The following is a 26,069-nucleotide window of genomic DNA, read 5'->3' as shown; positions in this document are numbered from 1 at the left end:
CCACCGACGGCCGGCGACCCGGGTCCCGGACCTGACGATCCGCTCGCTCATCGTGCCCCCTCCTCCACGGTCGACGGGGCGACCGTCGTCCCGCCCGCCGGTTGCGCCACGGTCGTCGCCGGCCAGTCGCCGGAGCCCCGGCCCGCCCGCGCCGCGGCGATCATGTCGGTGGTGGACCGCCCGTCGAGGTAGGGCACCACCACGGTGTCGCCGCCCCAGCGGCGCAGGATCTCCGCCTCGGGCAGCGACTCCTCGCCGCCGTAGTCGCCGCCCTTGACCCAGATGTCCGGCCGCAGCCAGGACAGCGCGGCGTGCGGGGTCGGCTCGTCGAAGATCAGCACCGCGTCGACGCAGCTCAGCGCGGCGAGCAGCCGGCACCGGTCGCCCTGCGGTACGACCGGCCGGTCGGCCCCCTTCAGCCCGGCCACGCTGGCGTCGGAGTTCAGGCAGACGACCAGGCAGTCGCCGAGCTGGCGGGCGGCCTGGAGGGTCGCCACGTGGCCGGCGTGCAGCAGGTCGAAACAGCCGCCGGTCGCCACCACCGTGCCGCCCGCCGCCCGCACCTCGGCGACCACCGCCTCGGCGGCCGCCGCCCCGATCCGTTCCCCGCCCCCGGTCACCACCACCGGGGACACCGCCGGCACCGGCGCCGGCACCGCCGTCGCCACTCCCCTGCCGGCCACGTACGCGGACGCCTCGGTGACCGCCGCCTGCACGGCCTCGGAGACCAGCGCGCCCCGGGCCAGGGCAACGGCGGCGGTCGCGGCGAACCGGTCCCCCGCCCCGCAGGTGTCCCCTCGGCGGCGGCCGGGGCGGGCACCATCAGCGGTGCCGCACCGGCGGCAGAGCAGCGCCCCTCGCCGCCGAGGTGACCGCGACCGCGCCGGCCCGCCACCGTCGGCGCAGCGCCTGGCCCGCCCGGGCCGCACTGACCAGCCGGGACGTGCCCGGTGCCGGCTTCGTCAGCTCCCGCGCCTCCGGCTCGTTCGGGGTCACCAGGTGTGCCCCGGGCACGGCCGACGGGCCGCGCGGGTGCGGGTCCCACACCACCGGGGCCCGGGTGGCGGCCAGCGCCGCGCGCAGCGCCGGCTGCCGGGCCACGCCCCGGCCGTAGTCGCTGACCAGCACGGCGGAGGCGTGGGCGAGCAGCCGCAGCACCGCCTCCGCCGGTTCGCCCGGTACGCCGGCCGCGCCACCCCGGTCGTGCCGCAGCAGCACCCGGCCCCGGGCGCGCAGCCGGATCTTCTCCGGGTGGCCGGCCAGCGGCAGCGCGTACACCTGCACCCCGGCGGCGGTGAGCAGGGCGGTGAGCCGGGCACCGCCGGCGTCGTCGGCGAGCGCGGTCACCAGGGCCACCTCGGCGCCCTGGTCGGCGGCGAACACCGCGGCCAGGCCGGCACCGCCGGGGCGGTCGACGTACGTGGTCTCGTCGAGCACCGGCACCGGACTGTCCGGACAGAGCCGGTTCACCAGCCCCTCGACGTCCCGGTCCAGCAGGATGTCACCGACCACCACGACGGGTCCCGTCACGCTCGACCTCCTCATCGGGTCTCGACCTCCCGGCCGGTGCCGTCGCCGAGCACCACCTCGACACCGGTACGGACCGGGCCGGTCCGGGTGTCGCCGGCCGGCAGCCGACCGGCGAGCGCCGCCGGCAGGGCCCGGTCGACGTGCTCGCAGAGCACGTGGGTGGCGACCAGGTGCAGCTCCTGCACCACCTGACCGTCCGCCGAGTCGATCGCCAGCACCTCGTGGCAGGCGTCGGCGAGGGGGTTGGGGGTGGGGCCGGTGAAGGCCCAGCAGCGGAGTCCGGTGTCGTGTCCGGCCCGGGCGGCGGTGAGGAGGTTGGTGCTGGTGCCGCTGGTGGACAGGAGCAGGAGGATGTCGTGGGGTCGGCCGTGGGCGCGGACCTGGCGGGCGAAGACCTCGTCGTAGCCGTAGTCGTTGCCGATGGCGGTCATGGCGCTGGTTTCGGCGTGCAGGGCGATGGCGGAGAGTGGTTCGCGGTCGTCGCGGAGTTTGCCGACGAGTTCGGCGGTGAGGTGTTGGGCCTCGGCGGCGCTGCCGCCGTTGCCGGCCACCAGCAGCCGGCCCCCCTCGGCCAACCGGTGCGCCAACTCCCCGCCCCAGCGTTCCAGCAGTTCCGCCGAGCGCCGGAACGGCAGCAGGGCCGCGGCCAGGTTGGCCAGGTGCACGTCGAGCACGCTGCCGTCGACCCCGCCGGTGCCGACCCCCGCCGTCATCAGGCGACCACCCGGGTCGGCCGGCGCACGGCCGCGACCGCGCCGTACACCTCGGCCAGCCGGTCCGCCGTGGTCGACCAGGAATAGCAGCGGCGGGCCCGTTCCAGGGCCGCCGTGGCGTACGCGAAGCGCCGGATCCGGTCGCCCAGCAGGCGCCGCACCGCGGCCCCCAACGCCTGCGGGTCGCGGGCCGGTACGAGGTCCCCGGTGCGCCCGTCGACCACGGTGTCGATGAGCCCGCCGACGGCACTGGCGACCACCGGCACGCCGCAGGCCATCGCCTCCAGCGGGGTGAGCCCGAACGGCTCGTACCAGGGGGCGGCGACCAGCACGTCGGCCGAGCGGTACCAGCGGCCCATCTCCTCGCGGGGCACCGCGCCGACCAGCCTGACCCGGTCGGCGAGGCCGAGGGACTCGGCGAGGGCACGCAGCCGCAGCGCGTACGGGTCGGTCTCCAGCAGCCCGGCGGGCGGCCCGCCGACCACCACGCACTCCGCCTCGGGGACGTCGGCCACCGCCCGGATCACGTCCTGGAAGCCCTTGCGTTCCACCAGCCGGCCGACGGTGAGGATCCGGGGCCGGTCGCCGTCGCGGTCGGCGGCGGGGCCCAGCGGGGCGAAGGTGCCCAGGTTGACCCCGGACGGCACCACCGTGATCCGGGCCCGGGGCACCCCCATCCGAACCAGCTCGGCGACCTCGTCCTGGCACTGGGCGATCACCCGGTCGACCGCGCGGCCCAGGTCCCGCTCGTGGTCGAGCCGCCCCGGCGGGCTGGTGTCCTGCGCGCCCTGGTGGCGGCGCTTGACCGTGCCGAGCGCGTGGTACGTCTGCACCACCGGCACCCCGGTGCGCCGACCGGCGGCGAGCGCGGCGAGACCGCTCATCCAGAAGTGCGCGTGCACCACCTCGGGCTGCCAGTCGCCGGTGCGCCACCGCTCGGCCAGCCACCCGCCGAACTCCGGCATGTACGGCAGCAGGTCGTCCTTGGCGACCGGCTCGGCCGGACCGGCGGGTACGTGCACCACGTCGAAGCCGCCCGGCGCGCGTACCGTGACCGGCAGGTCCACCGCGTCCCGGCGGGTGTAGACGCGGACGTCGTGGCCGGCGGCGACGAGCGCGGCGGAGAGTTCGGCGACATGCGTGTTCTGGCCACCGGCGTCCTCGCCGCCGAGGACGGCGAGCGGGCTGGCATGCTCCGAGATCATCGCGACGCGCATGTTTCCTCCTCCAGCAGCCGGTCCCAGTCGGCGAGGAATCGGTCCAGTCCGTAGCGGTCCCGGGCGGCGACCCGGGCCGCCGCGCCGGCCCGGCGGGCCGCGTCCGGGTCGTCCAGGAACCCCCGCGCGGCGTCGAGCAGCACGTCGACGCGGGTGGAGAGGGCACCCGCGGCCGGCGGCACCGCCTCCACGGCCTCGGTGGTGGCGAGCGCGACCACCGGCATCCCGATGGTCATCGCCTCGACCAGGCTCAGCCCGAGCGACGTCCACCGGCACAGGTGCAGGTACGCCCGCCGCCGGGCCAGTTCCGCGTGCATGACGTGCTGCGGGACGTCGTCGTGGCTGGTGACCCGGTCGGCGGGCAGGCCGAGCCGGTCGGCCAGCCCGGCCACGCCCATGCCGAAGACGTCCAGCGGCGCGACTGCGGCGAACCGGGACAGCAGGTCGGTGCCGGCGACCCGCCACCGGCGTACCGGCTCGTTGATCACCACGGCCAGCCGGTCCAGCTCACCGGTCCACTCGACGGAAGGCGCCACCACGCCGTGCTCGACGACGGCGGTGCGGGTGCCGCCGTTGTCCCAGAACAGCTCGTTGAATCCGGTGACGTGGGTGAGCAGCAGGTCGTCCCGGTCGGCCATCGGGTGGCGGGTGTTGGGCACGTCGCCCTTGGGGGTGTTGTGCTCGACGTAGATCGCCGGGACGTCCCGGCCCACCCGCCGGCCCAGCCAGTCGCAGGCCAGGTCGAACTCCTCGGGACGCTGGAGCAGGACGACGTCCACCTCGGCCCGACGCAGCTCCTGCGGGGTCACCTCGACGGCGCTGTCGGGCCACGGATAGGTCCGCGCCCGGCCGAGGCCGTACGGGCCCCGGTCCGGGGTGACCGGCACCAGGTAGCGGTGCTTGCCGTGCACGAAGGAGGTGGTCCACGACCCGTGTACGTGCCAGACGAGGATGTTCATCGCGGACCCCCGCCGGTCTCCGGCGCCTCGGGGGGTACGCCGAGCAGGCGCAACGCCTCCAGGACCCGTCCCGGCTCGACCGCGGCGAGGCAGGGGTGCCCGGGCACCGGGCAGCGCGTGGCGCGGGTGTCCCGGCAGGGTGCCGCCGCGTCGCCGAGGCGCACGGTGGGCACCCGGTAGGGACCCCACTGTCCGTAGGGGACGGTCGGGGCGAAGAGGCTGACCACCGGCACGCCGAGCGCCGCGGCCAGGTGCGCCGGCCCGGTGTTCCCCACCACCAGCGCGCCGGCACCGGCGATCACCGCGGCCAGCTCACCGAGCCCGGTGCGCCCGCCCAGGTCGGTGCCGCCGGCTGCGGCGACCCGGGCGGTGAGGTCCCGCTCGCCCGCGCCGCCGGTGACCAGCACCCGGTAGCCGGCGGCGCTGAGCACCCGCACGATCCGGGTGGCCAGTTCGGGCGGGCAGGCCCGGGTCGGCACCGACGAGCCGGGATGCAGCACCACGTACCCCGGCTCGACCGGGCCGGCGGCAGGGCCGCGGCCCGCAGCCGCAGGCCCGGTTCGTCCCCGGCGGCCAGGGCGAAGCGGCGGCGGCGGCCAGGGACAGGGCCCGTTCGGGTTCGGGTACGCCGACGGGCACGCGGTGGCGGACGTCGAGCAGCGAGCCGGGGTAGTCGTCGCTGATGGCGCTGATGCGGGGTACGCCGGCGAGGCGTAGGAGCAGGGCGAGGGGTAGGGGTGACTGGTGGTAGCTGGTGAAGATGACGGCTTCGTCGGCGTGGACGGTGGTGAGGCGTTCGGTGAGGCGGTGGATGTCGGTCGGGTCGACGGGTGCGGGGTCGCCGTCGATCCAGGGCAGGGGCCAGTCGATGATCTGGTCGATGTCGGGGAGGAGTTCGGCGGCGGGCGCCCGCGCGGGCCGCAGAGCAGGGTGACGTGGTCGGCCGAGGCGGCGACGGCGCGGATGCCGGGGCCGGTGACCAGGACGTCCCCGGCCGCGTCGCTGCGGACCACCAGCACCCGACCGCGCCGGCCGGTCGGGGCCGGGCCGGCGACCAGCGCCATCCGGTCGAGGATCTCGGTGGCCGCGGCCGGCAGGTCGGCCACCACCCGGGGCGCGGCGGCCACCTCGGCCGGACGGGTCGCCGGGGTCGGCACCATGACGGCGGCGGTCGCGCCGGCGGCGAGCGCGGCGGTGACGTCCCGGCCGATGTCGCCGACCATGACGCAGCGGCGGGGGGTGGTGCCGAGCGCCGTGGCGGCGGCGTGCACCAGACCGGGCGCGGGCTTGCGGCAGGCGCAGCCGTCGGTGTCGTCGTGCGGGCAGACGTGCCAGCTGTCGAAGGGGCCGAGCAGTTCGGAGATCCGGTCGTGCACGGCCCGCAGCTGCGCGGCGGTGAACAGGCCCCGGGCCAGCCCGGACTGGTTGGTCACCACGGCCAGCCGCAGCCCGGCCGCCCGCAGCCGGTCGAGGGCCTCCCGGACGCCCGGCAGCGGCCGGACCTTCTCCGGGTCGCCGTTGTAGGGCACGTCCTCGACCAGCGTGCCGTCCCGGTCGAGCAGCACCGCGTCGAAGAGACCGGGACCGGGCGGAAACCGGTCAGCACCCGGGTCAACCCGGGCTGACCTGCACTGATCCCGCTCGTGGTCCCGTCGCACGGCGGGCGGGTTCCCGACGCCCCGAGGAGTAAACATCATCTTCGCCCGGCCCGGCCCCGCGTCGTCGCCGGCCGGCCGTCGACTGCCGCCGGCCCGGTCCGGCGATACCCGCCGCCCGGGAGAAGCTAACCCGGCGGGCCTGTTACGGGCCGACCGGGCAGGGGTACTGGAGGACGGTGGCGATCGTGGAGAAAGTGATCCAGGCTTCCCCGCAGCAGGTCTTCGACGTCCTCGCTGACGGATGGACCTACAGCGACTGGGTGGTCGGCACCGCGCACGTGCGGGACGTCGACGACGCCTGGCCCCGGGTGGGCGCTCAGCTGCACCACCGGGCCGGGCCGTGGCCGTTCTCGTTGCAGGACTCCTCGACGGTGCTGGTCTGCGAGCCGCCGCGCAAGATGGTCATCAAGGCGGGACTCTGGCCGGCCGGTGAGGCGATCGTGGTCTTCACCCTGGAACCGGTGGACGAGCACGCCACCCGGGTACGCATCGGCGAGGACTTCGCCGCGGGGCCGCTGCGCTGGGTCCGCAACAAGCTCAACGACCTGGTGCTGCACCAGCGCAACAAGGAGACGCTGAACCGGCTCTCCGACATCGCCACCCGGCAGAAGGGCTCCGACGCGCTGCGCGGGCGTCGCTGACGACGTCGGGGAGACCACTCGATACCCTCTTCGGTGAACCCTGTCGGCAAACCGAGGATGTCCGTGATGATCGAACCCGTTCAGTTGCCTTCTCCCTGGCGGGACGTGCGCCTGACCGTCGTCGTTCCCACCTACAACGAGGCGGGTAACCTCCCGGTGCTGGTCGAGCGGCTCCTCGCGCTCCCGCTGCCGGGGCTCAAGGTGCTGGTTGCCGACGACAACTCCCCGGACGGGACCGGCGAGGTGGCCGACAAGCTGGCCATCGAGCACCCGGACCGGATCCAGGTGGTGCACCGGGCCGGCAAGGAGGGCCTGGGCCGGGCGTACGTGGACGGCATCGGGCGGGCCCTGGACGGCGGCGCGGAGTACGTGGCGCAGATGGACGCGGACCTGTCGCACCCGCCGGAGGCGCTGCCGGGGATGCTGGGCGCGCTCCTGTCGACGCAGGCCGGCGTGGTGATCGGTTCCCGTTACGTGCCCGGTGGACAGCTCGACGAGAACTGGCCGCTCTACCGGCGCGCGCTCAGCGGCTGGGCCAACCTGTACGTGCACACCCTGCTGCGGGTGCGGATCCGTGACCTCACCGCGGGCTTCAAGATCTGGCGGGCCGACGCGCTGCGCGACATCGGGTTGGCGCGCGTGCAGTCCAACGGTTACAGCTTCCAGGTGGAGATGCACTACCTCGCCACGAAGCTCGGGCACACCATCCTGGAGGTGCCGATCCGCTTCGAGGAGCGCCGCGAGGGCGCGTCGAAGATGACCACCGCCACCAAGGTCGAGAGCGCGCTGATGCCGTTCAAGCTGCGCTCCCGGCACCGCAACATCGAGAACTGACCGGTCCCGACAGGACGACGGAACGCCCCGGCCAGACCTCGGCCGGGGCGTTCAGCGGTAGATCGTCCGGTGCGCCGCGCCGATCGCACCGGCGTACAGGCCGCCGGTGAGCGCGCGGTCGCGGCCAGGGCCGCCCGGGCGGCGTTCGCCCCCGGCGCGCCGTGCACGCCGCCGCCGGGGTGCGCCGACGAACTGGCCAGGAAGAGCCGGTCCACCGGGGTGTCCGCGCGGCCCAGGCCGGGAATCGGCCGCAGGAAGAGCTGCTGGTACGCGGCCGCGGTGCCGCCGCCGAGCGCCCCGCCGACCAGGCTCGGGTCGCCCTTCTCCAGGTCGGCCGGACCGGCCACGTGCCGGCCCACGATCAGCGACCGGAACCCGGGCGCGGCCTCCTCCAGCACCTCCTCCATGCGGGTCACGTGCTCCGCGATCTGCTCGGCCCGCCACTCGCGCCGGAACGGCAGGTGGGTGTACGACCAGAGCGACTCCGTGCCGGGCGGCGAGTGGCTCGGATCGGCCACCGACATCTGCCCCACCAGCAGGAACGGGTCACGCGGCACCTCACCCCGGGCCAACTCGGCGGAGTAGGTGGTCAGCCCGTCGAGGTCCGCGCCCAGGTGCACGGTGCCGGCGGTGGCCACCGACCGGTTCTTCCACGGCACCGGCGCGGAGAGCGCCCAGTCGACCTTGAGGGTCGAGCCGTCCCACTTGAAGTGGGCCAGGTCCTCCACCATCCGGGGCGGCAGCGCCGCCGCACCGACGAGATCCAGGAAGAGCGCCGGGGCGGGCACGTCGGCGAGCACCGCCCGGCGGGCCCGCCAGGTCGCGCCCCCGACCGTCCGTACGCCCATCGCGCGACCCCGCGCGGTGAGCACCCGGTCGACGTGGGCGCCGTAGCTGATCCGGCCGCCCCGCTCGATCAACCGGGACACCAGGGCGTCGGTGATCTTCTGGGCCCCGCCGACCGGCACCGGCCAGCCGACCTCCTGACCGAGCATGGCGAGCAGCCAGCCGTACACCCCGGAGCCGGCCTCCTCGGGGGACAGGTCGGTGTGCAGGGCGCAGCCGGCCAGCAGCGCGGGCCCGCCGGCCCCTTCGAAGAGTTCGTCGCCGAGCTTGCGTACCGGCACCACGAGGCGGCGGGCCAGCCGCAGCGCCCCGCCGACGCGCAGCCTCCGCAGCAGGGTCAGCCCACCCCGCACCGGCGGGAACGGCGTGGTGATGGTGTCGAGCATCGGCCCGGACACCTCCCGCCAGTCCGTGTACGCGTTGCGCCAGCGGTCCCCGTCGCCGGGCGCGAACGCCTCCAGCGACGCGGCGGTGACGTCCGGGTCCCGGTTGACCACGGCGGCCCGGCCGTCGGGCAGCAGGTGCGCCAGCACGTCGGGCGCGTGCGTCCAGGTGAGCCCGTGCCGGTCCAGGTCCAGGCCGCGCAGCACCGGCGAGGCGTACCCGAGCGGGTAGAAGGAGCTGTAGAGGTCGCTGAGATAGCCCGGGGCGGTGACCTCGGCGGAACGGACCGCGCCACCGGGGGCCTGGGTCGCCTCCAGCACGAGCACGTCCCAGCCCGCGTCGGCCAGCAGGTTGGCGGCGACCAGTCCGTTGTGCCCGGCGCCGATGACGACGGCGTCCGCGCTCTCCGGACCGGTCGAGATGCCGGTCGAAGTCATCCGATCCGCCTACCCGGCCGGTTACCGGGCGAAACGCGTTTGCCTCGACGGGACCGGGGCATCCACTGCCGCATGTACACGGTTGCGCAGCTCATAGGTGGAGTGTGGGGCGCGGGGGGCGCGGGAGGCGAGCTGGTCGTACCCGATCCGGCCGACGGCTCCCCGGTGACCACGGTGCCGGTGGCGACGGCGGACGAGGTGGCCAAGGTGGTCGAGGCCGTGCGCGACGCGGCGGCCGAGTGGGCGGCGACCGCCCCGGCCGAGCGGCCGCGGCGCTGCACCGGGCCGCGGACGCGGTGGAGGCCGCCGCCGAGGAGTTGGCCCGGGCCACCACGGCCGAGATGGGCAAGCCGCTGGACGACGCCCGCGGCGGCGTCGCGGCCGGCGTCGGCACCCTGCGACAGTATGCGGAACTCGGCCCGGTCCGGGGCGGCCGGACGCTGCACGGCGGCTCCGCCGCGATCGACTTCATGGCACCCGAACCGCGGGGCGTGGTCGCCGCGATCACCCCCTGGAACGACCCGGTGGCGGTCTCCTGCGGGCTGCTCGGCGCCGCCCTGGTCACCGGCAACGTGGTGCTGTACAAGCCGAGCGAGCGGACCCCCGGGACCGGCTGGCTACTGGCCAAGGCCCTCGACTCGGCGCTGCCGGCCGGGGTGCTCTCCCTGCTCACCGGTGGTCCCGAGGTGGGTGCGGCGCTGGCCGGCCAGGAGGTCGACGTGGTGGCCCACGTCGGGTCCACCGCCACCGGCCGGGCGATCGCCGCCGCCGGCGCCCGCACCGGCGCGAAGGTGCTGCTGGAGAACGGTGGCAGCGACCCGCTGGTGGTGGACGCCGACGTCGACCCGGTCTGGGCGGCCGAGCAGGCGGCCCTGGGCTGTTTCGCCAACGCCGGGCAGATCTGCGTCGCGGTGGAACGGATCTACGTGCACCGGGAGGTGGCGGAGGACTTCGTGACGGCGCTGGTCCAGCGGGCCGAGGCGCTCACCGTCGGCGCCGGCACCGACCCGCGGACGCAGCTCGGTCCGCTGGTGGACCGGCGGCACCGGGACCACGTGCACGGTCAGGTCACCGCCGCGGTGGCCGAGGGGGCGCAGGTGCGGACTGGCGGGACGGTGCCGGACGGCCCCGGGGCGTTCTATCCGGCCACCGTGGTGACCGACTGCCGGCACGAGATGACGCTGGTCCGCGAGGAGACGTTCGGGCCGGTCGCCCCGGTGGTCGTGGTCGACTCGTTCAGCGAGGGGCTGCGCTGCGCCGCCGACTCGCCGTACGGGCTGGCGGCCACGGTGCTCACCGGGTCGATGAGCCACGCCCAGCGGGCCTGGCGGGAACTGCCGGTCGGCACGGTGAAGGTCAACGCGGTCTTCGGGGGCGCGCCGGGCGGTGCCGCGCAGCCGCGCCGGGGCAGCGGCCAGGGCTTCGGGTACGGCCCCGAGCTGCTCGACGAGTTCAGCACGGTCAAGGCGGTGCACATCGAGGCTCCGGGCGGCGGCCACTGGTGACCCGTCGACCGACGACGGGAGCCCGGGACCAGCCGGTCCCGGGCTCCCGTGTGTCGTACGTCAGCGGCCGCCGCGCGCCTTGCGGGTCGCGTTGGTGTTCGCCTTCTCGATGGCCTTGACCAGTTCCGGCTTGGTCATCCGGGACCGGCCCGGCACGTCGAGCTTCTTCGCCACCGCCATCAGGTGGTCCTTGGTGGCGTTGGCGTCCACACCGCCCGCGGTGGGTGCCCGCCGGGCCGGGCCGCCGCCCGCCGCCTGCCGGTCGCTGGGGCCCTTGCGGCCCTTCGGCTCCCAGTGGTCACCGACCTTCTCGAACTCGTGCTTCACCGCGGCGAAGGCGGTGCGGTGGGCCCGCTCCCCCTCGCCGTACGTCTCCACCGCCGAGTCGTGCGTCTTCTCCCACGTGCGCTGGGCCTTCTCCGGGGAGCGCCGCAGCGTGCTGGGCAGTACCTCGCGCCCGGGCATCTCGTCCTCCTCCGCGTCGCTGGGTCACCTCCTGGGGTTCCCGCCCGGGACCGGGACAAACCGGCATACCGTTTGTCGATTTTTCGCCCGGGGTACCGGCTCTGGCACGCGGCGGGGGTGCGCCCGGGCGCGGGACACAGGGAGCGGTCATGGCAGCGACGAGTCAGCCGGTGGTCACCGACCGGCAGCGGGCCCGGTTCCCCCGGCGCATCCGCCAGTTGAGCTGGGCGACCTGGCGCGGGGTGCTGGTCCGCAGCGGCCGGAACTTCGTCAAGGACAACTGCGCGGACTGGGCCGCCGCGCTCACCTACTACGGGGTGCTGGCGCTCTTCCCCGCCACCATCGTGGTGGTCGCGCTGGTCGGGCTCGTCTCCGACGGGGAGCGCACCGTGGACACCGTGATCGGGCTGGCCCGTGACGTGGGCGCCGGCTCGGTGGTCGGCAACGAGGGCTTCGTCGACGTGATCCGCGGCGTGGTCGACCAGCAGAGCTCGGCGCGGGTGCTGCTCAGCTTCGGTCTGCTCGGCGCGCTGTGGTCGGCGTCCGGCTTCATCGGGGCGTTCACCCGGGCCTCCAACGCGATCTACGGCGTCGAGGAGGGCCGCCCCTTCTACCGGCTGCGGCCGTTGCAGATCGGCATGGCCGCGCTGTCGCTGCTGCTGCTGGCCGTGGTGGCGCTCGGCCTGATCGTCAGCGGTCCGGTCGCGGACGCGGTCGGCGACCTGGTGCACGCCGGCGGGCTGGCCCGCACGGTGTGGGGCGTGGCGAAGTGGCCGGCGCTCGCCCTGCTGGTGATGGCGCTGCTGTCGCTGCTGTTCTGGATCGCCCCGAACGTGCGGCAGCCCCGGTTCCGCTGGCTCACCCCGGGCGGCGGCCTGGCCCTGGTCGCCTGGGTGCTCGCCTCCTTCGGTTTCGGCCTCTACGTGTCGAACTTCGGCTCGTACGACGTCACCTACGGCAGCCTGGGCGCGGTCATCGCCTTCCTGGTGTGGCTCTACCTGTCCAACTGCGCGCTGATGCTGGGCGTCCAGGTGAATGCGGAACTGCAGCGCGGCCGGGTGCTCCAGTCGGGTGCCGGTGACCCGGGTGAGCCGGTGCTGCCGCCCCGGGCCCCGGCCGATTCGTGACCGGATGACCGGCTTCACGGCCCGGCCCCGGTTTACCGGCCGCCCGCCCGGGCATCCCTGACGGCATGGAACGTGGCAGCAGCAAGCACTCACCCAGGGTCGACGAGCAGATGAGCCAGGAGGTCAGCGGGCTCGTCCAGGGACCGGGGACCGGCGGCTCCCGGGTGGACGAGTTCCGTCAGCCGGAGCCGGCCGGCGAGGACCAGCCGGAGGCGACCACCGCCCCGGCCGGCGAGCTGCGCAGCGGTGCCCCGCAGGGCATGAGCTCCCAGGACGTCGAGGCGCGCAGCCGCCTCGGCCGGTTCATCACGACGACCGCCCTGCCCGGTGACCGCGACGCGCTGGTCGCCAACGCCCGCGAGAACGAGGCCCCGGCCGACATCGTGGCGGCGTTGGAGCGACTGCCGGAGGGCACCCGTTACCAGACGATTTCCGAGGTGTGGGCCGCCCTCGGGCACAAGAACGAGACGACGCGCTGGTGACCGGATCGGCCCACGATCCGGAGCGTCACCGGCGGCAGAGGAGGAAATCCTGATGAGCGGCGTAATGGAGCACGTGGACGTCTCCGTCCCGATCCGGACCGCGTACGACCAGTGGACCCAGTTCGAGGAGTTCCCCCACTTCATGGAGGGTGTCCAGGAGGTCCGGCAGCTCTCCGACACGATGACCCACTGGACGGTGGAGATCGCCGGGGTCAAGCGCGAGTTCGACGCCGAGATCACCGAGCAGCTGCCCGACGAGCGGGTCGCCTGGAAGTCCACCGGCGGCACCCAGCACGCCGGCGTGGTGACCTTCCACCGGTTGGACGAGAACGACACCCGGGTCACCCTGCAGCTGGAGTTCGAGCCGCACGGCGTGGTCGAGAAGGCGGGCGACAAGCTCGGCGTCGTCGACCGCCGCGCCAAGGGCGACCTGGAGCGGTTCAAGCAGTTCATCGAGCGACGCGGTCAGGAGACCGGGGCCTGGCGGGGCTCGGTCGACCGGCCGACCCCGTGAGCACGTACCCCCGCTGACCACACGTCCGACGGCCGCCGGTGATCCGGCGGCCGTCGTCGTGCGTCGGCAGCCGGGCCGGCGGCGGCCGTTTGCGATCATCGCCCCCGGGTACCGCAACGGAATGACCGACAACGACAGCCACGTCTGGCGCGACGAGGACCGCACTCCCCTGCACGAGCTGGACCGGGCGGTCGCCCGGTCGACCCTGGACGGGCAGGCCGACGACGTCACCGGCAACGACGCCGGGGAGGAGGCCGCGTTCGGACACGGTCCGGAGGCGGTGGACCGGGGTGCCGGCCCGGAGGCCGAGCGGCGCGAGATGACCGACGCGGACCGGGCGTACCGGCCGTCGACCACCGGACGGACCGGCCCGGACACCATGTGAGCCGGACGCCGGGCGCCACCGGCGCCCGGCGTCGTCCGGTCACCTTTAACACGGAACAGTCGCTGCCGCGTCCCCCGGAACGGCAAGAATTACGGTCCGGGCGGGTCGAGAAACGGACAGCCCATCCAGAATCGGCCGAACGGGTGACGGCAGAGCGGGTGCTTCGCGCAAGACTTTCGGAATGCAACAGGGCTCCGGCATCCTCACCCCACGTCAGCGTCGCCTGGCCTGGCTGGGCTTCCTGCTCGCCGCCATCCAGGCACCCGTCGCCGCGAAGTTCGTCGCGGACAGCTCCTGGCTGTTCAGCCTCTGCGTCGCGCTGATGGTGGCCACCGTGATCATCGCGGACGACGCCGCCCGGCGGCAGCCGGCGCAGGCCCGCTCCTCCGACTAGCCGTCCGCGCCGGGGCGCGCCTCGTGCCCCGGCCAGCCGCGGGTCCGCCGGCGTTCCTTCATCTCCGCCTCGTACAGGTGGCGTCGGCCGTCGACCAACTCGTCGCGGGCCTGCCGGTCCAGCTCCCGGAAGAGGGCGTAGTAGCCGTCGTCGAAGTCCTCGACGATCTGGAACGTCCAGCGTCCGGCGATCACGTTACGGCCGAGCAGGTCCCGTCCGATCCGGTCGGCGATCGCCTCGTGTCCGGCCTTGCGGAACAGCTCGACCGCGTCGTCGAGCATCAGGTCGGCGTGCCCGACGAGCTGGTGCAGCGAGTAGAGGTGCCCGCGTACCCGCTCGACGGTCTCCAGGGCCTCGCTCAGCTTGCCCAGCGCCGCGACCGTGTCGTCGCTCACGCCGGCCGGGCGGCGGTGCGCCTCGTCGGGTCCGTCGACGTGTCCCATTGCGGTCCTCCCGGGATCGGCTGCGCGGGTTCGCGTGGTTTCCCTTCTGCCCCGTCCCGGCCGGGTCAATCCCCCCGGGGGAACCCCGCCGACCGGCGGCGGATCCGGTCATCGGCCGGTCGGCCGAGGTCGCACCGGTCGCGCGACGATTAGCCTCGGTCACCATGCGTGTGCCGTACAACCGGGTCGCGACCCGTACCGCCGCAAGCTCCGCGCGGTCCGCCCTCGCCGTGCTCACCTCCTCCGTCGGCACCACGGGCCTCGCCGCGGCCGCCGCCCGTCCCGGCCTGCTGGCCCTGGTGGACCAGCACGCGGCCGCCGTACGCGACAGCCTCGGCGGCGACCGCCGGCCGCTGACGGTGGCCGCGCTCGCCGGCTACGCCGAGGGGGTCCGCGCGGCGGCCCTGGAGCACGGCTGGCAGCCGCCGGCCGACGGGACCGACTGGGCGGAGCCGGACTGGCTGCGGCTGCGACTGCTGGGGGTCTGCGCGCTGGCCCGTTCGCTGGACCCGCGGTACCTGGCCTGAGCACGGCGCAGGGTGCCCGCGATCGCCCCGCGGACACCCTGCCTCGCACCCCCCGGCTCAGCCGTTCGGCCGCCGGAACTGCTGGGTCTGCTCGCCCGAGCCCATCGGCCGGGTGCCGGTCATCGAGGACTCCGGCATGACCTGGGTACGCTGCCCGCCCCGGTCGGCCATCTGGCGCTCGTAGTCGCTGCGCCCCGCCCCCTGCGCCTGCCGCTGCTCGCGGATCGCCCGGGACTCCTCGGCGGCCCGGTCGAGCCAGCCGTCCCAGCGGTTCTGCATCGGCTTGACCAGACCACCGCCGACGCCGACGATCAGGATGCCGGCCACCGTGGCGAGCACCGCGATCAGCACCGGCGTGGTGACCGTGGTGGCGATGCCCACCTGGTTGAGCGCGGCGATCACGCCGAGCGCCAGGATGAAGATCGCCGTCAGGTCGGCGAGGACCTTGCCGTAGGAGAGCCCGCCCAGCGCGCCGGTGATGAGGTCCCGGACGGCGTTGGCGATGGCGGCGGCGACCACCACGATGACGATCGCCACGAAGGCCCGCGGCAGCCAGGAGATCACTCCTCGGATCAGGTCACTGATCGCGTTCGGTCCCCACACCCCGAAGGCGAACTGCAGGGTGAACAGCAGCACCGCGTAGTAGGCCAGTTTGGCCAGGATGTCGCTGGCGTCGTACTTCGTTCTCTCGAGTGCGCGTTTGATGCCACCACGTTCGACCGCACGGTCGAATCCCACCCGTTCCAGTGCCGCGTCCACGATCTTGAGGACGGCTCGGGCGATGAGCCACCCCACCACGAGGATCACGACGAACGCGATGGCCCTCGGGATGAAGAGCAGCACCGACCTCCAGAAATCGGTCAGGGCGGCACCGATGTCGGCCTGCCCGACCGCGACGGTCCTAGGCATGGGTGTCCCTTCCTGTCGCGTGAATTGCGACGCCCGCATACCCGGTCGTTCCGTCAGCACGCCGCACCGGCCGTCAGCAATTTCCCGACACCTCCCCCGAAACCGGCCCTGACCTGCTGCTATGTCCGTGGCCAGCGGCTCGGACCGGCGGTCACCGGGCATGATCGGAACGTGCCGCCGACGCTCCGGTTAGGCTGCGTCCATGCCAGGCACGGTCGGGCGGGTCCCCACACCATCGGCTCCCGCGACGCGAACAGCAGCGGAGCCCGGGGTCACCGGCTCCGCGTCCGTGCTCGCCCACCCGTGGGCCGACACCCCGCTCGGCCCGCCGCAGCGCTGGGACCCGGCACTCCGCGCGGTGGTGGAGCTCATCGTCGCCTCGCCGGTGCCGATGGCCCTGCTCTACGGCGACGACCTGGTGATGCTCTACAACGACGGCTACGCCGAACTGATCGGCGGGCGGCACCCCGAGGCGCTGGGCCGGCCCGCGGCGGAGGTCTTCGCCGACATCTGGGACGACCCGGGCACCGGCGAGGTGCTCCAGCGGGCGTACCGCAACGGCGAGTCCTTCCTCGCCCGGGAGGCCGTGCTCCCGATCCACCGGCACCTGCCCGACGGCACGGGCGAACCGGCGGTCTTCACCCGCGGCCACTCCCCCGTCCGGGACAGCGCCGGCCGGATCATCGGGGTGCTCACCGTCGCCGCCCAGACCACGCAGCTCACCCAGCAGCTGCAGAGCCTGAGCGAGTTCGCCGCCGCGCTCTCCGGCACGCTCACCCTGGACGACGTCGCCCGGGTGACGCTGCGCTACTGCATCGACTCCTTCGACGCCGACCGGGTGTCACTCGCGGTGGACGAGGGTTCGGCCTGGCGGATGGTCCGGCGGATCCGCGGGGAGCTGCTCGACGAGGCGGACGAGCGGCTGCCGCCGCTGTGGCGACGGATGACGGCCGAGTCGCCGTTCCCGGTGGTGACGACCGCGCGCAGCGGGGTGCCGTACTTCGCCTCCGACGGGCAGCCGCTGCGGGAGAACGCCGCCGACCGGCACGACGAGAAGATCCGGGCGATCGCCGCGCTGCCGCTGCGGTCCACGGTGATCCGGGGTGCCCTGACCGTCGGCTACCAACTGCCGCACACCTGGTCGGCGGCAGAACGGGCGCTGCTCGCCGCCTCGGCGGAGCTGGTCGGTCAGGCCGCCGAGCGGGCCCGCCGGTTCGAGACCCAGCACGGGACCGCCCAGCTGTTGCAGCGCAGCATGCTGCCGGACCAGTTGCCGGACCTGCCCCGGCTGCGGATCGCCGCCCGCTACGAGCCCGGCGTGGACGGCAACGCCGCCGGCGGCGACTTCTACGACGCGTTCGTGCTGCCCTCCGGGGCGCTGGCGGTGGTGCTCGGCGACGTGGCCGGTCACGACCTGCGGGCCGCCGCGCGGATGGGTCAGGTCCGGGCGGCGCTACGGGCCCTCGCCCTGTCCGACCCACGACCGGACGCGGTGCTCGCCGGCCTGGACCGGCTGGTGACCAGCCTGGGCGTCGAGTCGGGTACGCACGAACTCTTCGTCACGGTGGTCTTCGGCGTGATCGAGGTGGACCGCGGGACGGTCACGCTGGCCAGCGCCGGCCATCCCGCACCACTGATCCGCCGCTGCCCGCCGGACGGCCCGCCGGTCGCCGAGTACGTCGACGTGCCGCCCGGGGCGCCGCTGGGGCTGGACAGCCGGCCCGGCACCGTCACCGTGCCGTTCACCCCGGGCGACACCCTGCTGCTCTACAGCGACGGGGTCGTCGAGCGACGGTGGCAGGGCCTCGCCGACGGGCTGGGCGGCCTGGGCGACGCGCTCAGCGGCGCGAGCAGCGGCGACCCGCGGGCGCTCTGCGCGGTGGCCACCGCCGCGGTGCCCGGTGCCACCGAGGACGACGTGGCCGTGCTGGCGGTGGAGCACGCGGTCAAGCCGAGCCGCTCCGCGAGCATGGAGGTCCCGGCCGAGCCGACCGCCCCGAGCCGGGTCCGGCACTGGCTGACCGCCCAGCTCACCGAGTGGCGGGTGCCGGAGGGCGTGATCGGGGCGGCGGTGCTGTGCACCAGCGAGCTGACCACCAACGCCCTGCTGCACGCCGGCACGGCGGCCCGGGTGGAGATCGACCTGAGCGCCGAACGGCTGCTGGTCTCGGTGGCCGACTCGGGCACCCGGGGCACGGTGACCCGGGCCCAGACCGACACCCTGAGCAGCCGGGGGCGCGGTCTGGGGCTGATCGAGGAGCTGAGCGACGCGTGGGGCACCGACCCGACGGTGCGCGGCTCGACCGTCTGGTTCGAGATCCTCGTCCCGGCCGGGTGAGGCGCGCGTCGACGGGGTAGGAGGACGGGCATGCCTTCCGACAACCGCAGCGGCGTCCTCCTCGACGTGGACGGGACCCTCGTCGACACCACCTATCTGCACACCGTGAGCTGGTGGGAGGCGCTGCGTCAGGCCGACCACCTGGTGCCGATGACGCACATCCACCGGTCCATCGGGATGGGCTCGGACAAGCTCCTCGACCACCTGTTGGGCCCGGAACGCGACCGGGACGGCGACGGCAGGCTGCGCGACGCGCACGACAGCCTCTACGCCGAGTACTGGCAGCGGTTGGCGCCGCTGCCCGGCGCGGTGGAGCTGCTGCGGGCCTGCGCGGCGCGGGGGCTCCGGGTGGTGCTGGCCACCTCGGCGGCCGAGCACGAGGCGACGGCGCTGCGCAAGGTCATCGACGCCGACGACGTGATCGACACGGTCACCTCCGCCGCCGACGCGCAGGAGAGCAAGCCGGCACCGGACATCCTGGTGGCCGCGCTGGAGCAGTCCGGGCTGCGGGCGGACCGGGTGGTCTTCGTCGGCGACTCGGTGTGGGACGTGGCGGCGGCCGGCAAGCTGGACATCCCCTGCATCGGGTTGACCTGCGGCGGCACCGGCCGGGCCGAGCTGGCCGGCGCGGGCGCGGTGGCGGTCTACGACGACCCGGCCGCGCTGCTGGCCGGTCTCGGCGAGAGCGCCATCGCCGACCTCCGGTGAGCCACCCCGGCACTCCGGTCGGGGCGTGACCGGACCCACCCGGGACAAGCCGGACACCCAGGCTTAGCCGACGGCGGCACGGGGCACAGGGGACCACCTGCCCGCGCCGCGGGCGGCGGGAAGGGTGGTGCCGTGGAACCGGTGGATGTCGCGTTCGCGCTGGTGGGTGTCGGCGCCCTGCTGGCAGGGATCCTGCCGCGCCTGCTGGAGCGCCGACCGCTCTCCATGCCGATCGCCTTCCTCGGCCTGGGGATGCTGGTCTTCCTGCTCCCCACCGGCCTGCCCACGCCCGACCCGCTGCGCTGGCCGGAGATCACCACCCATCTCACCGAGGTCGGGGTGATCGTCGCCCTGATGGGCGCCGGCCTGAAGATCGACCGTCCGCTCAGCTGGTCCCGCTGGTCGTCGACGTGGCGGCTGCTGGCCATCGCCATGCCGCTCTGCATCGCGGCGGTGGCCCTGCTGGGCTGGTGGTGGGCGGGCCTGGTGCCGGCCGCCGCGCTGCTGCTCGGCGCCGCGCTCGCCCCCACCGACCCGGTGCTCGCCGCGGACGTGCAGGTGGGCGAGCCGACCGACGCGGAGGACTCCGAGGACGAGGTGCGCTTCGCGCTGACCTCCGAGGCGGGGCTCAACGACGGCCTGGCCTTCCCCTTCGTGTACGCGGCCATCGCGATCGCCACCACCAGCCTCGCCCCCCGCGACTGGATGGCGCACTGGTTCACGGTCGACGTGCTCTGGAAGCTGACCGTCGGCGTCGGCGGCGGGCTGCTCATCGGCTGGCTGCTCGGCAAGCTCTTCTTCCGGGCGCCGAGCGAGCTGCGGCTGGCCCGGCACGCGGAGGGCTTCCTCGCGCTGGCCGCCACCTTCCTGGCGTACGGGCTGGTCGAGGTGGTGGGCGGGTACGGCTTCCTGGCCGTCTTCGTCGCCGCCCGGGCGATCCGGGCCGCCGAGCGGACCCACGAGTTCCACTCGGTGCTGCACGACTTCGCCGAGCAGATCGAGCGGCTGCTCACCGTGCTGTTGCTGCTGCTCTTCGGCGGTGCGGTGATCGGTGGTCTGCTCGCCCCGCTGACCTGGAAGGCGGCGCTGGTCGGGCTGGCCCTGGTCTTCGTGATCCGGCCGCTGACCGGCTGGCTGGCGCTGCGCGGGGCACCCGGCCGGCCGGCCGAACACTGGGTGATCGCCCTGTTCGGGATCCGGGGCGTCGGCTCGTTCTACTACCTCGCGTACGCCACCAGCAAGACCGACTTCCCGCAAGCCGAGCTGATCTGGGCCACGGTCGGCCTGGTGGTGATCGTCTCGGTGGTGGTGCACGGCATCGCGGCGACTCCGGTGATGCAGCTGCTCGACCGGGCGGGTGACCGGACACAGGACCCGTCAGAGAGCGAGCGCACGCCCGCCCTGGGCGGTGCCCGGGGCTGACGCCGGTCCGCGCGGGTCGGCCGGCAGGGCCAGGTGCAGCCGCACGGTGGTCACGCCGTCCGTGGTGCGGATGTCCACCAGGTCGCACAGCTGCTGGACCAGGAGCAGGCCCCGCCCCCGTACGCTGCCGGCCGGCGGCGGCACCCGGCCGGCGAGCGGGTCGCGCAGCTCGCCGCGACTGGTCACCTCGCAGAGCAGCTCACCCGACGTCACCCAGCAGCGCGCGGTGGCCGGCGGCGCGGCGTGGGTCAGCGCGTTCGACGCCAGTTCGGTGACCGCGATCCGCAGGTCGTCGACCCGCTCGGCGGCGAGGCCGGCGGCGGTGGCCACGGCGGCGACCGCGCGGCGCAGCGCGGCGAGGCCGCTCGCCGCCACGGGCCGGGTCACCGCGTCCGGCGGGGGTGCCGGGAGCGGACCGGCGGGCCCGGCCAGCACGTCGTGGGGCGGCTGGTGGTCCGGGCTGATCCGGGTCACCCCCGCGCGGTCAGCCAGCGGTGGGTGCGGCGGATGTCGGCGAGCGCGGCGGCGGGCAGTCGGGTGCGGTCGAAGAGGCAGCGGGCGGCCAGCGGGAGCCCGGCGAACGCCAACTCCAGCGCGGCCTCGTGCTCCACGCAGTGCCGGTGGGTCGCCGGGGGCCGTTCCGGCCAGAGCGACTCGCCGATGATCCGCAGCCGGCGGCCGGGAAAGCGGCGGACGAAGCGGTGCAGCGCGGTGGGGACGATCGCGGCGGGGTTCCGGCCGAGCACGGCCAGGTCGGCGAACTCGACCCCGTCGAGCGCGGCGAGGGCCGACCGGACCGGTGCCAGCCGGTGGGTGGGGACGGCGACCAGGACGGGCTCGCCGCGGGCCCGGCCGTCGGCCACGAAGGCCCGGATCGCGTCTAGGTAGTCGCGGTCGTCGTCGTAGAGCAGCGCGTCGTGCCGCAGGCCGTCCGGCGGGTACGACGACGACCGGCCGTCCCCGGTCACCATCTCCCCCGGTCGACCGCCGGCTGCGTCCACCTCGCGCGCACCTCCCCCGCCTCGCCACGATACCCGCAGGCGACCATGATGCCTCGCACAGCGGGGTCGGTCAGCGACCGTCCGCGAGCAGCCGGTGGACGAGGGCCCGGCCCAGGTCCCGGCCGGAGCGCCAGGCGCTCTGCACCCGGGGCTTGCCGAAGGCGTCGCCGGCGATCCCGACGCCATCGGCGTCGAGATGATACGTGCCCTCGTCGCCGGTCGTCGGCTTCGCGTACGTCCAGCGGTGCACATGGGTCAGCGCGGCCGGTTCGGGCAGGCCGAGCAGGTCCCGGACGGCCTGCTCGACGGCCGGGCCGGCGGCGGAGGGCTGGAGCAGGTGCCCGGCGGCGAACTCGGCGGTGGTGTGGGCGACCAGCACCGGTGCGCCGTCACCGCGCCGGTCGCCGTCGTCGCAGACCAGGCTCAGCACCGGGTGGTCGTTGACGAAGGCGCCCCGGAAGTCGGCCCAGCGGCGGGCGGGGAAGCGCAGCACCCCGGTCAGCGCGGGCGACCAGCGCTGACCGGCCACCGCCCGGGTGGCGTCGGCCAGCGCCGGGTCGAGTAGCAGGGCCGCCTGCGGGCCGGGCATGGCGAGCACCACCGCCTCGCACGACCGGCCGTCCACCGCCGGGCCGGGCGCCACGCCGAGCACCAGCCGGTCGAGCACCACCGGCAGGTCCCGGGCCAGGTGTTCTACGAGCGAACGCAGGCCGCGCGGGGCGGCCCAGCGGGTCGGCCCGGGCACCTCCCGCCGGCCGTCCGGCCCGTACGCGACGAAGGTGTCGGTCCACTCGCGGGCCAGCCCGGCGGCCTGCCAGCGCTGCGCCACGACGGCGAAGTCGGGGTCGCTGACGGTGAAGTACGCCGCGCCGAGGTCGGCGGGCCGGCCGTCGAAGCGTTTGCTGGCCATCCGCCCGCCGACCACCCGGGCCCGCTCCCGGATCTCCACCGGGATGCCGGCCGCGGCCAGCTCGGTCGCGCACGCCACCCCGGCGATTCCCGCGCCGACCACCACCACACCCGCTCGTCCCGCCGTCACCGGATGATCGTATGCGGCGGCGACGTCGCGGCCGGCATGAAGGGCCGACACCCGGGGTACTGGTACACCTGTTCGAGGAGAGGTGATCATCATGGCTGACCGCAACAGCAGCACGGACGGCGCGAACCCGCAGGCCGCCATCAAGGACCCCGACGAGTGGGTGACCGGCGAGGAACCGCCGACCGCCGCTCAGCAGTCGTACCTGCACACCCTGGCCCGGGAGGCCGGCACCGAGGTGCCGGACGACCTGACCAAGGCGGAGGCGTCCCGGCGGATCGACGAGCTCCAGGAGGAGACCGGACGCGGGCAGTGACTCAGCGCGGGGGCAGGCGGTGCAGCTCGACCTCGTCGAGCCGCCCCGCCGCCACCCGCGCGGTCAGCCAGGTGAACCACGGCTGGGCCCGCCGGTCGGTCGGCGAGCCCGGGTTGAGCAGCCGCAGACCGCCCGGGGCGACGCTGTCCCACGGGATGTGCGAGTGACCGAAGACCAGCAGGTCGCAGTCGGGGAAACGGGCGGCGCAGCGCTCCTCGCGACGGTCCTTCGGGCCGGTCTCGTGCACCACCGCCACCCGCAGGCCGGCCAACTCGACCCGGGCCACCTCGGGCAGCCGGGCACGCAGCGCCGGCCCGTCGTTGTTGCCGTACACCCCGACCAGCCGCCGGGCCCGGGCCTCGACCGCGTCGAGCAACGCCACGTCCACCCAGTCCCCGGCGTGCAGCACCACGTCGGCGGCGTCGATCGCGACCCACAGCGGCGCCGGCAGGTCGCGCGCCCGCTTCGGTACGTGCGTGTCGGCCGTGATCACCAGCTGCATCCGTCGATCCTGCCAGGGCCGCCGGTTCGTCGGCTCAGGCGCCCTGACCCTGGTTCTGCATGAGGCCCCCGTCCATGAAGTACGTCGACCCGGTCACGTAGTCGGCGTCGTCGCTGGCCAGGAAGACGGCGAGCTTGGCGATCTCCGCCGGCTGCGCGGCCCGCTTCCAGGGGATGCTCTGCACCTGCTCCTCCAGATAGCCCGGGTCGTCGATGGCCCGCTGGTTGAACGGGGTGAGCACCATGCCCGGTCCGATGTTGTTGACGTTCATGTGCATCGGGGCGACCTCCAGGGCGAGGCTCTTGGCGAACTCGAGCATCGCGCCCTTGCTGGAGTCGTAGTCGGCGCCCCCGGCCCGGGCCACCTCCTGGTGGATCGAGGTGATGTTGATGATCTTCCCGTGTCCGCCCTGGTCGCGGCGGTGCCGGACGAACCGGCGCGAGCAGAAGAACGTGCCGTACACGTTGGTGCGGATGGCCCGGTCCCAGGTCTCGGTGTCCAGGTCGACGACCGGGATGCCGGAGGCGTCCACCCCGGCGTCGTTCATCAGGATGTCGAGGGTGCCGAACTCGGCGAGGGCCTCGTCGAACATCGCCTCGACCTGGTGCTCGACGCTGATGTCGCCCTGCACCACGACGGCCCGCCGGCCGGTCTTCTCGATCTCCGCCTTCGTGTGGTTCGCCCCGGCGTGGTCCTCCAGGTAGTGCACCACCACGTCGGCGCCCTCCCGACCGAACTCGATCGCGGTGGCCTGTCCGATGCCCGAGTCGGAACCGGTGATGATGGCGGTCCGTCCGGTGAGTCGTCCGGTCATCTGCGTGCCCCCTCCGTGGCGCCCGCACCGCTCGGGTGTCGGGCCGGCGCGGCGGTCGCGCCCAGTCGTTCGGCGGCCTCGGTGAGCCGCCCGGCGGCGTTGATCAGGCCGATGTGCGAGAAGGCCTGGGGAAAGTTGCCGAGCTGCTCGCCGGTGGCCTGGTCGATCTGCTCGGCATAGAGCCCGAGGTCGTTCACCCGCGCCGCGAGCTGGTCGAACAGCCGCCGGGCCCGGTCCAGGTCGCCGGCCTCGGCGAGGCAGCCGACCAGCCAGAACGAGCAGATGACGAAGCCGGCGGGGTCGCCGTCCCAGCGCCGCAGCAGGCCGTCGCGGGACAGCTCCCGCTCCACCACGTCCACCGTGGCGCGCATCCGGGGGTCGTCCGCCGGGAGAAAACCGACCAGCGGCATGATCAGCACCGAGGCGTCCAGCTCGTCGGAGTCGAAGGCCCCGGTGTACGCGCCCAGCCGCTCGTTCCAGCCCCGGCTCAGCACCGCCGCGCGTACCTCGTCCCGGGCCGTCGCCCAGCGCGCCACGTCGGCCGGCTCGCCGATCCGGGGCCCGAAGCGGACCGCCCGGTCCAGCGCGGTCCAGCACTGGACCTTGGACGACAGGTAGTGCCGTTCGGCGTCCCGCGCCTCCCACATCCCGGCGTCCGGCCGGTGCCAGTCGAGCACCGCCTGGTCGGCCAGGGCGTGCAGCAGGTGACGCACCTCGGGCGACATCGGGTCCAGGTAGTGCCGCATCAGCCAGGCGGCGTCGAGGATCTCGCCGAGCACGTCGGTCTGCCGCTGCCGCCAGGCGTCGTTGCCCACCAGGACCGGTCGACTGTGGGCGTAGCCGGCGAGGTGGTCGAGGGGGTGTTCGGTGAGGTCCCGCTCGCCCTCGACGCCGTACATGATGGGCACCGGCGCGTCGTCGATCCGGCCCATCGCGCGGGCCACCCAGGCGAACTGGCGGTTCGCCTCGTCGGGGCAGGCGGCCCGCCAGAGCGCCTGGAGGGTGAGGCTGAAGTCGCGGACCCAGACGTAGCGGTAGTCGTAGTTGCGGTCGCCGCCGAGCTGTTCGGGGAGCGAGGTGGTCGCCGCCGCGACGATCGCGCCGCTGGGCTGGTAGGTCATCCCCTGCACCACCAGCGCGCTGCGCCGGACCTGGTCGCGGTACAGACCACGGTAGTCGTGCAGGTCGGCCCAGGACCGCCAGCCGGCGACGGCGTCGGCGACCACCCGGTCGGCGTCGGGCAGGGCGGGTTCCCCGCCGTCGTAGGTCGGGGCGTACCCGAGGGTGAAGCGGTGGACGGAACCGGCGCGGGCGGTGAAGCCGCCGGTGGCGCCGCCCTCGGCGCAGTGCAGCGGGGTGTCGCTGCGCAGGTCGAGCCGGGTCGCGCCGGCGGTCGCCCCGATCACGCCGCCGGTGTCGGTGAGGTAGCCACGGACCCGGCCGTACTCGAAGCGGGGTTGGTAGTCGACCCGCACCGGCACCTCACCGGCGAGCCCCTCGACGAGCCGGGCGAGGACCCGGGGCGAGCGCAGGCCGATGTCGTGGCCCCGCGCGCCGGGTTCCAGCGCGAGCGCGTCGGTCACCGCGACCGTCCCGGTACGGGTGGTGAAGACCGTCCGCAGCACCAGCGAGTCGTCCAGATAGGACCGCTCCGTGGTGTACGCGTCGACCGGCCGGATGCTCCAGTGCCCGGCCCGGTCGTCGAGCAACCGCCCGAAGACCGACGGCCCGTCGAACCGGGCGGGGCACCACCAGTTCACCGCGCCGTCCCGGTCCACCAGCACCGCGCTGCGACCGTCGGCGAGAAACCCGTGCGCGCTGATCCGTCCCCCTGGCACGGTGCTGCCTACCCGAGCCGCCGCAGCGGCACACCTGATCCGGTCCGGCAATCCCGGGCGGCCGTCGGTGGCCCGGGACGCGTTACCGCCCGGCGGTGGCGGGAAGGCGGGAGGTCGACGAAGG

General features: G+C 74.6%; 24 protein-coding genes and 4 pseudogenes. 13 read left to right on the top strand and 15 right to left on the bottom strand.

What is annotated here, in order from left to right; translation table 11 throughout:
• Positions 1-47: 47 nt before the first annotated feature.
• The 5 genes and pseudogenes from MRQ36_RS23390 to MRQ36_RS23370 form a co-directional block, all read right to left on the bottom strand.
• Positions 48-1,530, bottom strand: a pseudogene (locus MRQ36_RS23390) (PfkB family carbohydrate kinase).
• A gap of 11 nt (positions 1,531-1,541) precedes the next feature.
• A complete protein-coding gene (locus MRQ36_RS23385; protein WP_242798737.1) occupies positions 1,542-2,243 on the bottom strand; it encodes an SIS domain-containing protein in 702 nt (233 codons plus the stop codon).
• A complete protein-coding gene (locus tag MRQ36_RS23380) occupies positions 2,243-3,460 on the bottom strand; it encodes a glycosyltransferase (protein ID WP_242798736.1) in 1,218 nt (405 codons plus the stop codon). Before MRQ36_RS23380 ends, MRQ36_RS23385 begins: the two co-directional genes overlap by 1 nt.
• Positions 3,445-4,419 carry a glycosyltransferase gene (locus MRQ36_RS23375; protein WP_242798734.1) on the bottom strand — a complete coding sequence of 325 codons (975 nt, stop codon included), beginning with the start codon at positions 4,417-4,419 and terminating at the stop codon, positions 3,445-3,447. Before MRQ36_RS23375 ends, MRQ36_RS23380 begins: the two co-directional genes overlap by 16 nt.
• Positions 4,416-5,984, bottom strand: a pseudogene (locus tag MRQ36_RS23370) (HAD-IIIA family hydrolase). The gene MRQ36_RS23375 and the pseudogene MRQ36_RS23370 overlap by 4 nt, the downstream one beginning before the upstream one ends.
• A gap of 278 nt (positions 5,985-6,262) precedes the next feature.
• Here MRQ36_RS23370 and MRQ36_RS23365 point away from each other — a divergent pair.
• On the top strand, positions 6,263-6,718 hold the full coding sequence (locus tag MRQ36_RS23365) for an SRPBCC family protein (protein ID WP_308194905.1): 456 nt from the start codon (positions 6,263-6,265) through the stop codon (positions 6,716-6,718).
• Positions 6,719-6,784: 66 nt separating this feature from the next.
• Positions 6,785-7,552 (top strand): polyprenol monophosphomannose synthase, encoded by a 768-nt coding sequence (locus MRQ36_RS23360; protein WP_242798730.1) that lies wholly within the window; start codon positions 6,785-6,787, stop codon positions 7,550-7,552.
• Positions 7,553-7,603: 51 nt separating this feature from the next.
• On the opposite strand, the pseudogene MRQ36_RS23355 reads toward MRQ36_RS23360, so the two are convergent.
• A pseudogene (locus MRQ36_RS23355) lies at positions 7,604-9,219 on the bottom strand (phytoene desaturase family protein).
• Positions 9,220-9,291: 72 nt separating this feature from the next.
• On the opposite strand from MRQ36_RS23355, the pseudogene MRQ36_RS23350 reads away from it, so the two are divergent.
• Positions 9,292-10,724: pseudogene (locus MRQ36_RS23350) on the top strand (aldehyde dehydrogenase).
• A 60-nt stretch (positions 10,725-10,784) separates the two neighbouring features.
• On the opposite strand, the gene MRQ36_RS23345 reads toward MRQ36_RS23350, so the two are convergent.
• Positions 10,785-11,189, bottom strand: coding sequence for a ChaB family protein (locus tag MRQ36_RS23345; RefSeq protein WP_242798728.1), 405 nt, complete (start codon positions 11,187-11,189; stop codon positions 10,785-10,787).
• Between the two features lie 149 nt (positions 11,190-11,338).
• Here MRQ36_RS23345 and MRQ36_RS23340 point away from each other — a divergent pair, with 149 nt between their 5' ends.
• The 5 genes from MRQ36_RS23340 (at position 11,339) to MRQ36_RS23320 (ending at position 14,091) form a co-directional block, all read left to right on the top strand.
• Complete coding sequence (locus MRQ36_RS23340; protein ID WP_242798726.1) at positions 11,339-12,316, top strand: YihY/virulence factor BrkB family protein; 978 nt, start codon at positions 11,339-11,341, stop codon at positions 12,314-12,316.
• Positions 12,317-12,381: 65 nt separating this feature from the next.
• Complete coding sequence (locus MRQ36_RS23335) at positions 12,382-12,798, top strand: DUF2795 domain-containing protein (protein WP_242798724.1); 417 nt, start codon at positions 12,382-12,384, stop codon at positions 12,796-12,798.
• A gap of 52 nt (positions 12,799-12,850) precedes the next feature.
• Complete coding sequence (locus MRQ36_RS23330) at positions 12,851-13,312, top strand: SRPBCC family protein (RefSeq protein WP_242798722.1); 462 nt, start codon at positions 12,851-12,853, stop codon at positions 13,310-13,312.
• 121 nt (positions 13,313-13,433) lie between these two features.
• On the top strand, positions 13,434-13,697 hold the full coding sequence (locus tag MRQ36_RS23325; protein ID WP_242798720.1) for a hypothetical protein: 264 nt from the start codon (positions 13,434-13,436) through the stop codon (positions 13,695-13,697).
• Between the two features lie 181 nt (positions 13,698-13,878).
• On the top strand, positions 13,879-14,091 hold the full coding sequence (locus tag MRQ36_RS23320; RefSeq protein ID WP_242798718.1) for a hypothetical protein: 213 nt from the start codon (positions 13,879-13,881) through the stop codon (positions 14,089-14,091).
• On the opposite strand, the gene MRQ36_RS23315 is transcribed toward MRQ36_RS23320, so the two are convergent.
• Complete coding sequence (locus MRQ36_RS23315; RefSeq protein WP_242798716.1) at positions 14,088-14,534, bottom strand: hypothetical protein; 447 nt, start codon at positions 14,532-14,534, stop codon at positions 14,088-14,090. The two genes, MRQ36_RS23320 and MRQ36_RS23315, sit on opposite strands and share 4 nt — an antisense overlap.
• A 164-nt stretch (positions 14,535-14,698) precedes the next feature.
• Here MRQ36_RS23315 and MRQ36_RS23310 point away from each other — a divergent pair, with 164 nt between their 5' ends.
• A complete protein-coding gene (locus MRQ36_RS23310) occupies positions 14,699-15,061 on the top strand; it encodes a DUF6401 family natural product biosynthesis protein (RefSeq protein WP_242798714.1) in 363 nt (120 codons plus the stop codon).
• A gap of 57 nt (positions 15,062-15,118) precedes the next feature.
• On the opposite strand, the gene MRQ36_RS23305 is transcribed toward MRQ36_RS23310, so the two are convergent.
• Positions 15,119-15,970, bottom strand: coding sequence for a hypothetical protein (locus MRQ36_RS23305; protein WP_242798712.1), 852 nt, complete (start codon positions 15,968-15,970; stop codon positions 15,119-15,121).
• 202 nt (positions 15,971-16,172) lie between these two features.
• On the opposite strand from MRQ36_RS23305, the gene MRQ36_RS23300 reads away from it, so the two are divergent.
• The 3 genes from MRQ36_RS23300 to MRQ36_RS23290 all read left to right on the top strand — a co-directional run bounded on the left by MRQ36_RS23300 (position 16,173) and on the right by MRQ36_RS23290 (position 20,438).
• Positions 16,173-18,308, top strand: a complete 2,136-nt coding sequence (locus MRQ36_RS23300) for a SpoIIE family protein phosphatase (protein ID WP_242798710.1) — start codon at positions 16,173-16,175, stop codon at positions 18,306-18,308.
• A gap of 30 nt (positions 18,309-18,338) precedes the next feature.
• The gene (locus MRQ36_RS23295) at positions 18,339-19,016 is read left to right on the top strand and encodes an HAD family hydrolase (protein WP_242798708.1); all 678 of its coding nucleotides are present in this window, start codon (positions 18,339-18,341) and stop codon (positions 19,014-19,016) included.
• A 132-nt stretch (positions 19,017-19,148) separates the two neighbouring features.
• Positions 19,149-20,438, top strand: a complete 1,290-nt coding sequence (locus MRQ36_RS23290) for a sodium:proton antiporter (protein ID WP_242798706.1) — start codon at positions 19,149-19,151, stop codon at positions 20,436-20,438.
• On the opposite strand, the gene MRQ36_RS23285 is transcribed toward MRQ36_RS23290, so the two are convergent.
• From MRQ36_RS23285 to MRQ36_RS23275, 3 genes are all read right to left on the bottom strand, one after another.
• Positions 20,394-20,912, bottom strand: a complete 519-nt coding sequence (locus MRQ36_RS23285) for an ATP-binding protein (protein WP_242798704.1) — start codon at positions 20,910-20,912, stop codon at positions 20,394-20,396. The genes MRQ36_RS23290 and MRQ36_RS23285 overlap by 45 nt on opposite strands.
• Positions 20,909-21,439, bottom strand: coding sequence for an MEDS domain-containing protein (locus MRQ36_RS23280; protein ID WP_242798702.1), 531 nt, complete (start codon positions 21,437-21,439; stop codon positions 20,909-20,911). The genes MRQ36_RS23285 and MRQ36_RS23280 overlap by 4 nt, the downstream gene beginning before the upstream one ends.
• Before the next feature lie 70 nt (positions 21,440-21,509).
• On the bottom strand, positions 21,510-22,457 hold the full coding sequence (locus MRQ36_RS23275; protein WP_242801315.1) for an NAD(P)/FAD-dependent oxidoreductase: 948 nt from the start codon (positions 22,455-22,457) through the stop codon (positions 21,510-21,512).
• A 112-nt stretch (positions 22,458-22,569) separates the two neighbouring features.
• Here MRQ36_RS23275 and MRQ36_RS23270 point away from each other — a divergent pair, with 112 nt between their 5' ends.
• Complete coding sequence (locus MRQ36_RS23270) at positions 22,570-22,791, top strand: DUF3072 domain-containing protein (RefSeq protein WP_242798700.1); 222 nt, start codon at positions 22,570-22,572, stop codon at positions 22,789-22,791.
• 1 nt (position 22,792) lies between these two features.
• Here the strand turns inward: MRQ36_RS23270 and MRQ36_RS23265 are convergent, their stop codons facing one another.
• The 3 genes from MRQ36_RS23265 to MRQ36_RS23255 are packed head-to-tail and all read right to left on the bottom strand — an operon-like array spanning position 22,793 to position 25,945.
• Positions 22,793-23,293, bottom strand: a complete 501-nt coding sequence (locus tag MRQ36_RS23265; RefSeq protein WP_242798696.1) for a metallophosphoesterase — start codon at positions 23,291-23,293, stop codon at positions 22,793-22,795.
• A 34-nt stretch (positions 23,294-23,327) separates the two neighbouring features.
• On the bottom strand, positions 23,328-24,107 hold the full coding sequence (locus tag MRQ36_RS23260; RefSeq protein ID WP_242798694.1) for a glucose 1-dehydrogenase: 780 nt from the start codon (positions 24,105-24,107) through the stop codon (positions 23,328-23,330).
• The gene (locus MRQ36_RS23255) at positions 24,104-25,945 is read right to left on the bottom strand and encodes a glycoside hydrolase family 15 protein (protein ID WP_242798691.1); all 1,842 of its coding nucleotides are present in this window, start codon (positions 25,943-25,945) and stop codon (positions 24,104-24,106) included. The genes MRQ36_RS23260 and MRQ36_RS23255 overlap by 4 nt, the downstream gene beginning before the upstream one ends.
• Between the last annotated feature and the right edge of the window lie 124 nt (positions 25,946-26,069).

Source organism: Micromonospora sp. R77, assembly GCF_022747945.1.
In the GTDB taxonomy this organism is placed as follows: Bacteria; Actinomycetota; Actinomycetes; order Mycobacteriales; family Micromonosporaceae; genus Micromonospora.
This window is presented reverse-complemented; position numbering and strand designations above follow the sequence as displayed.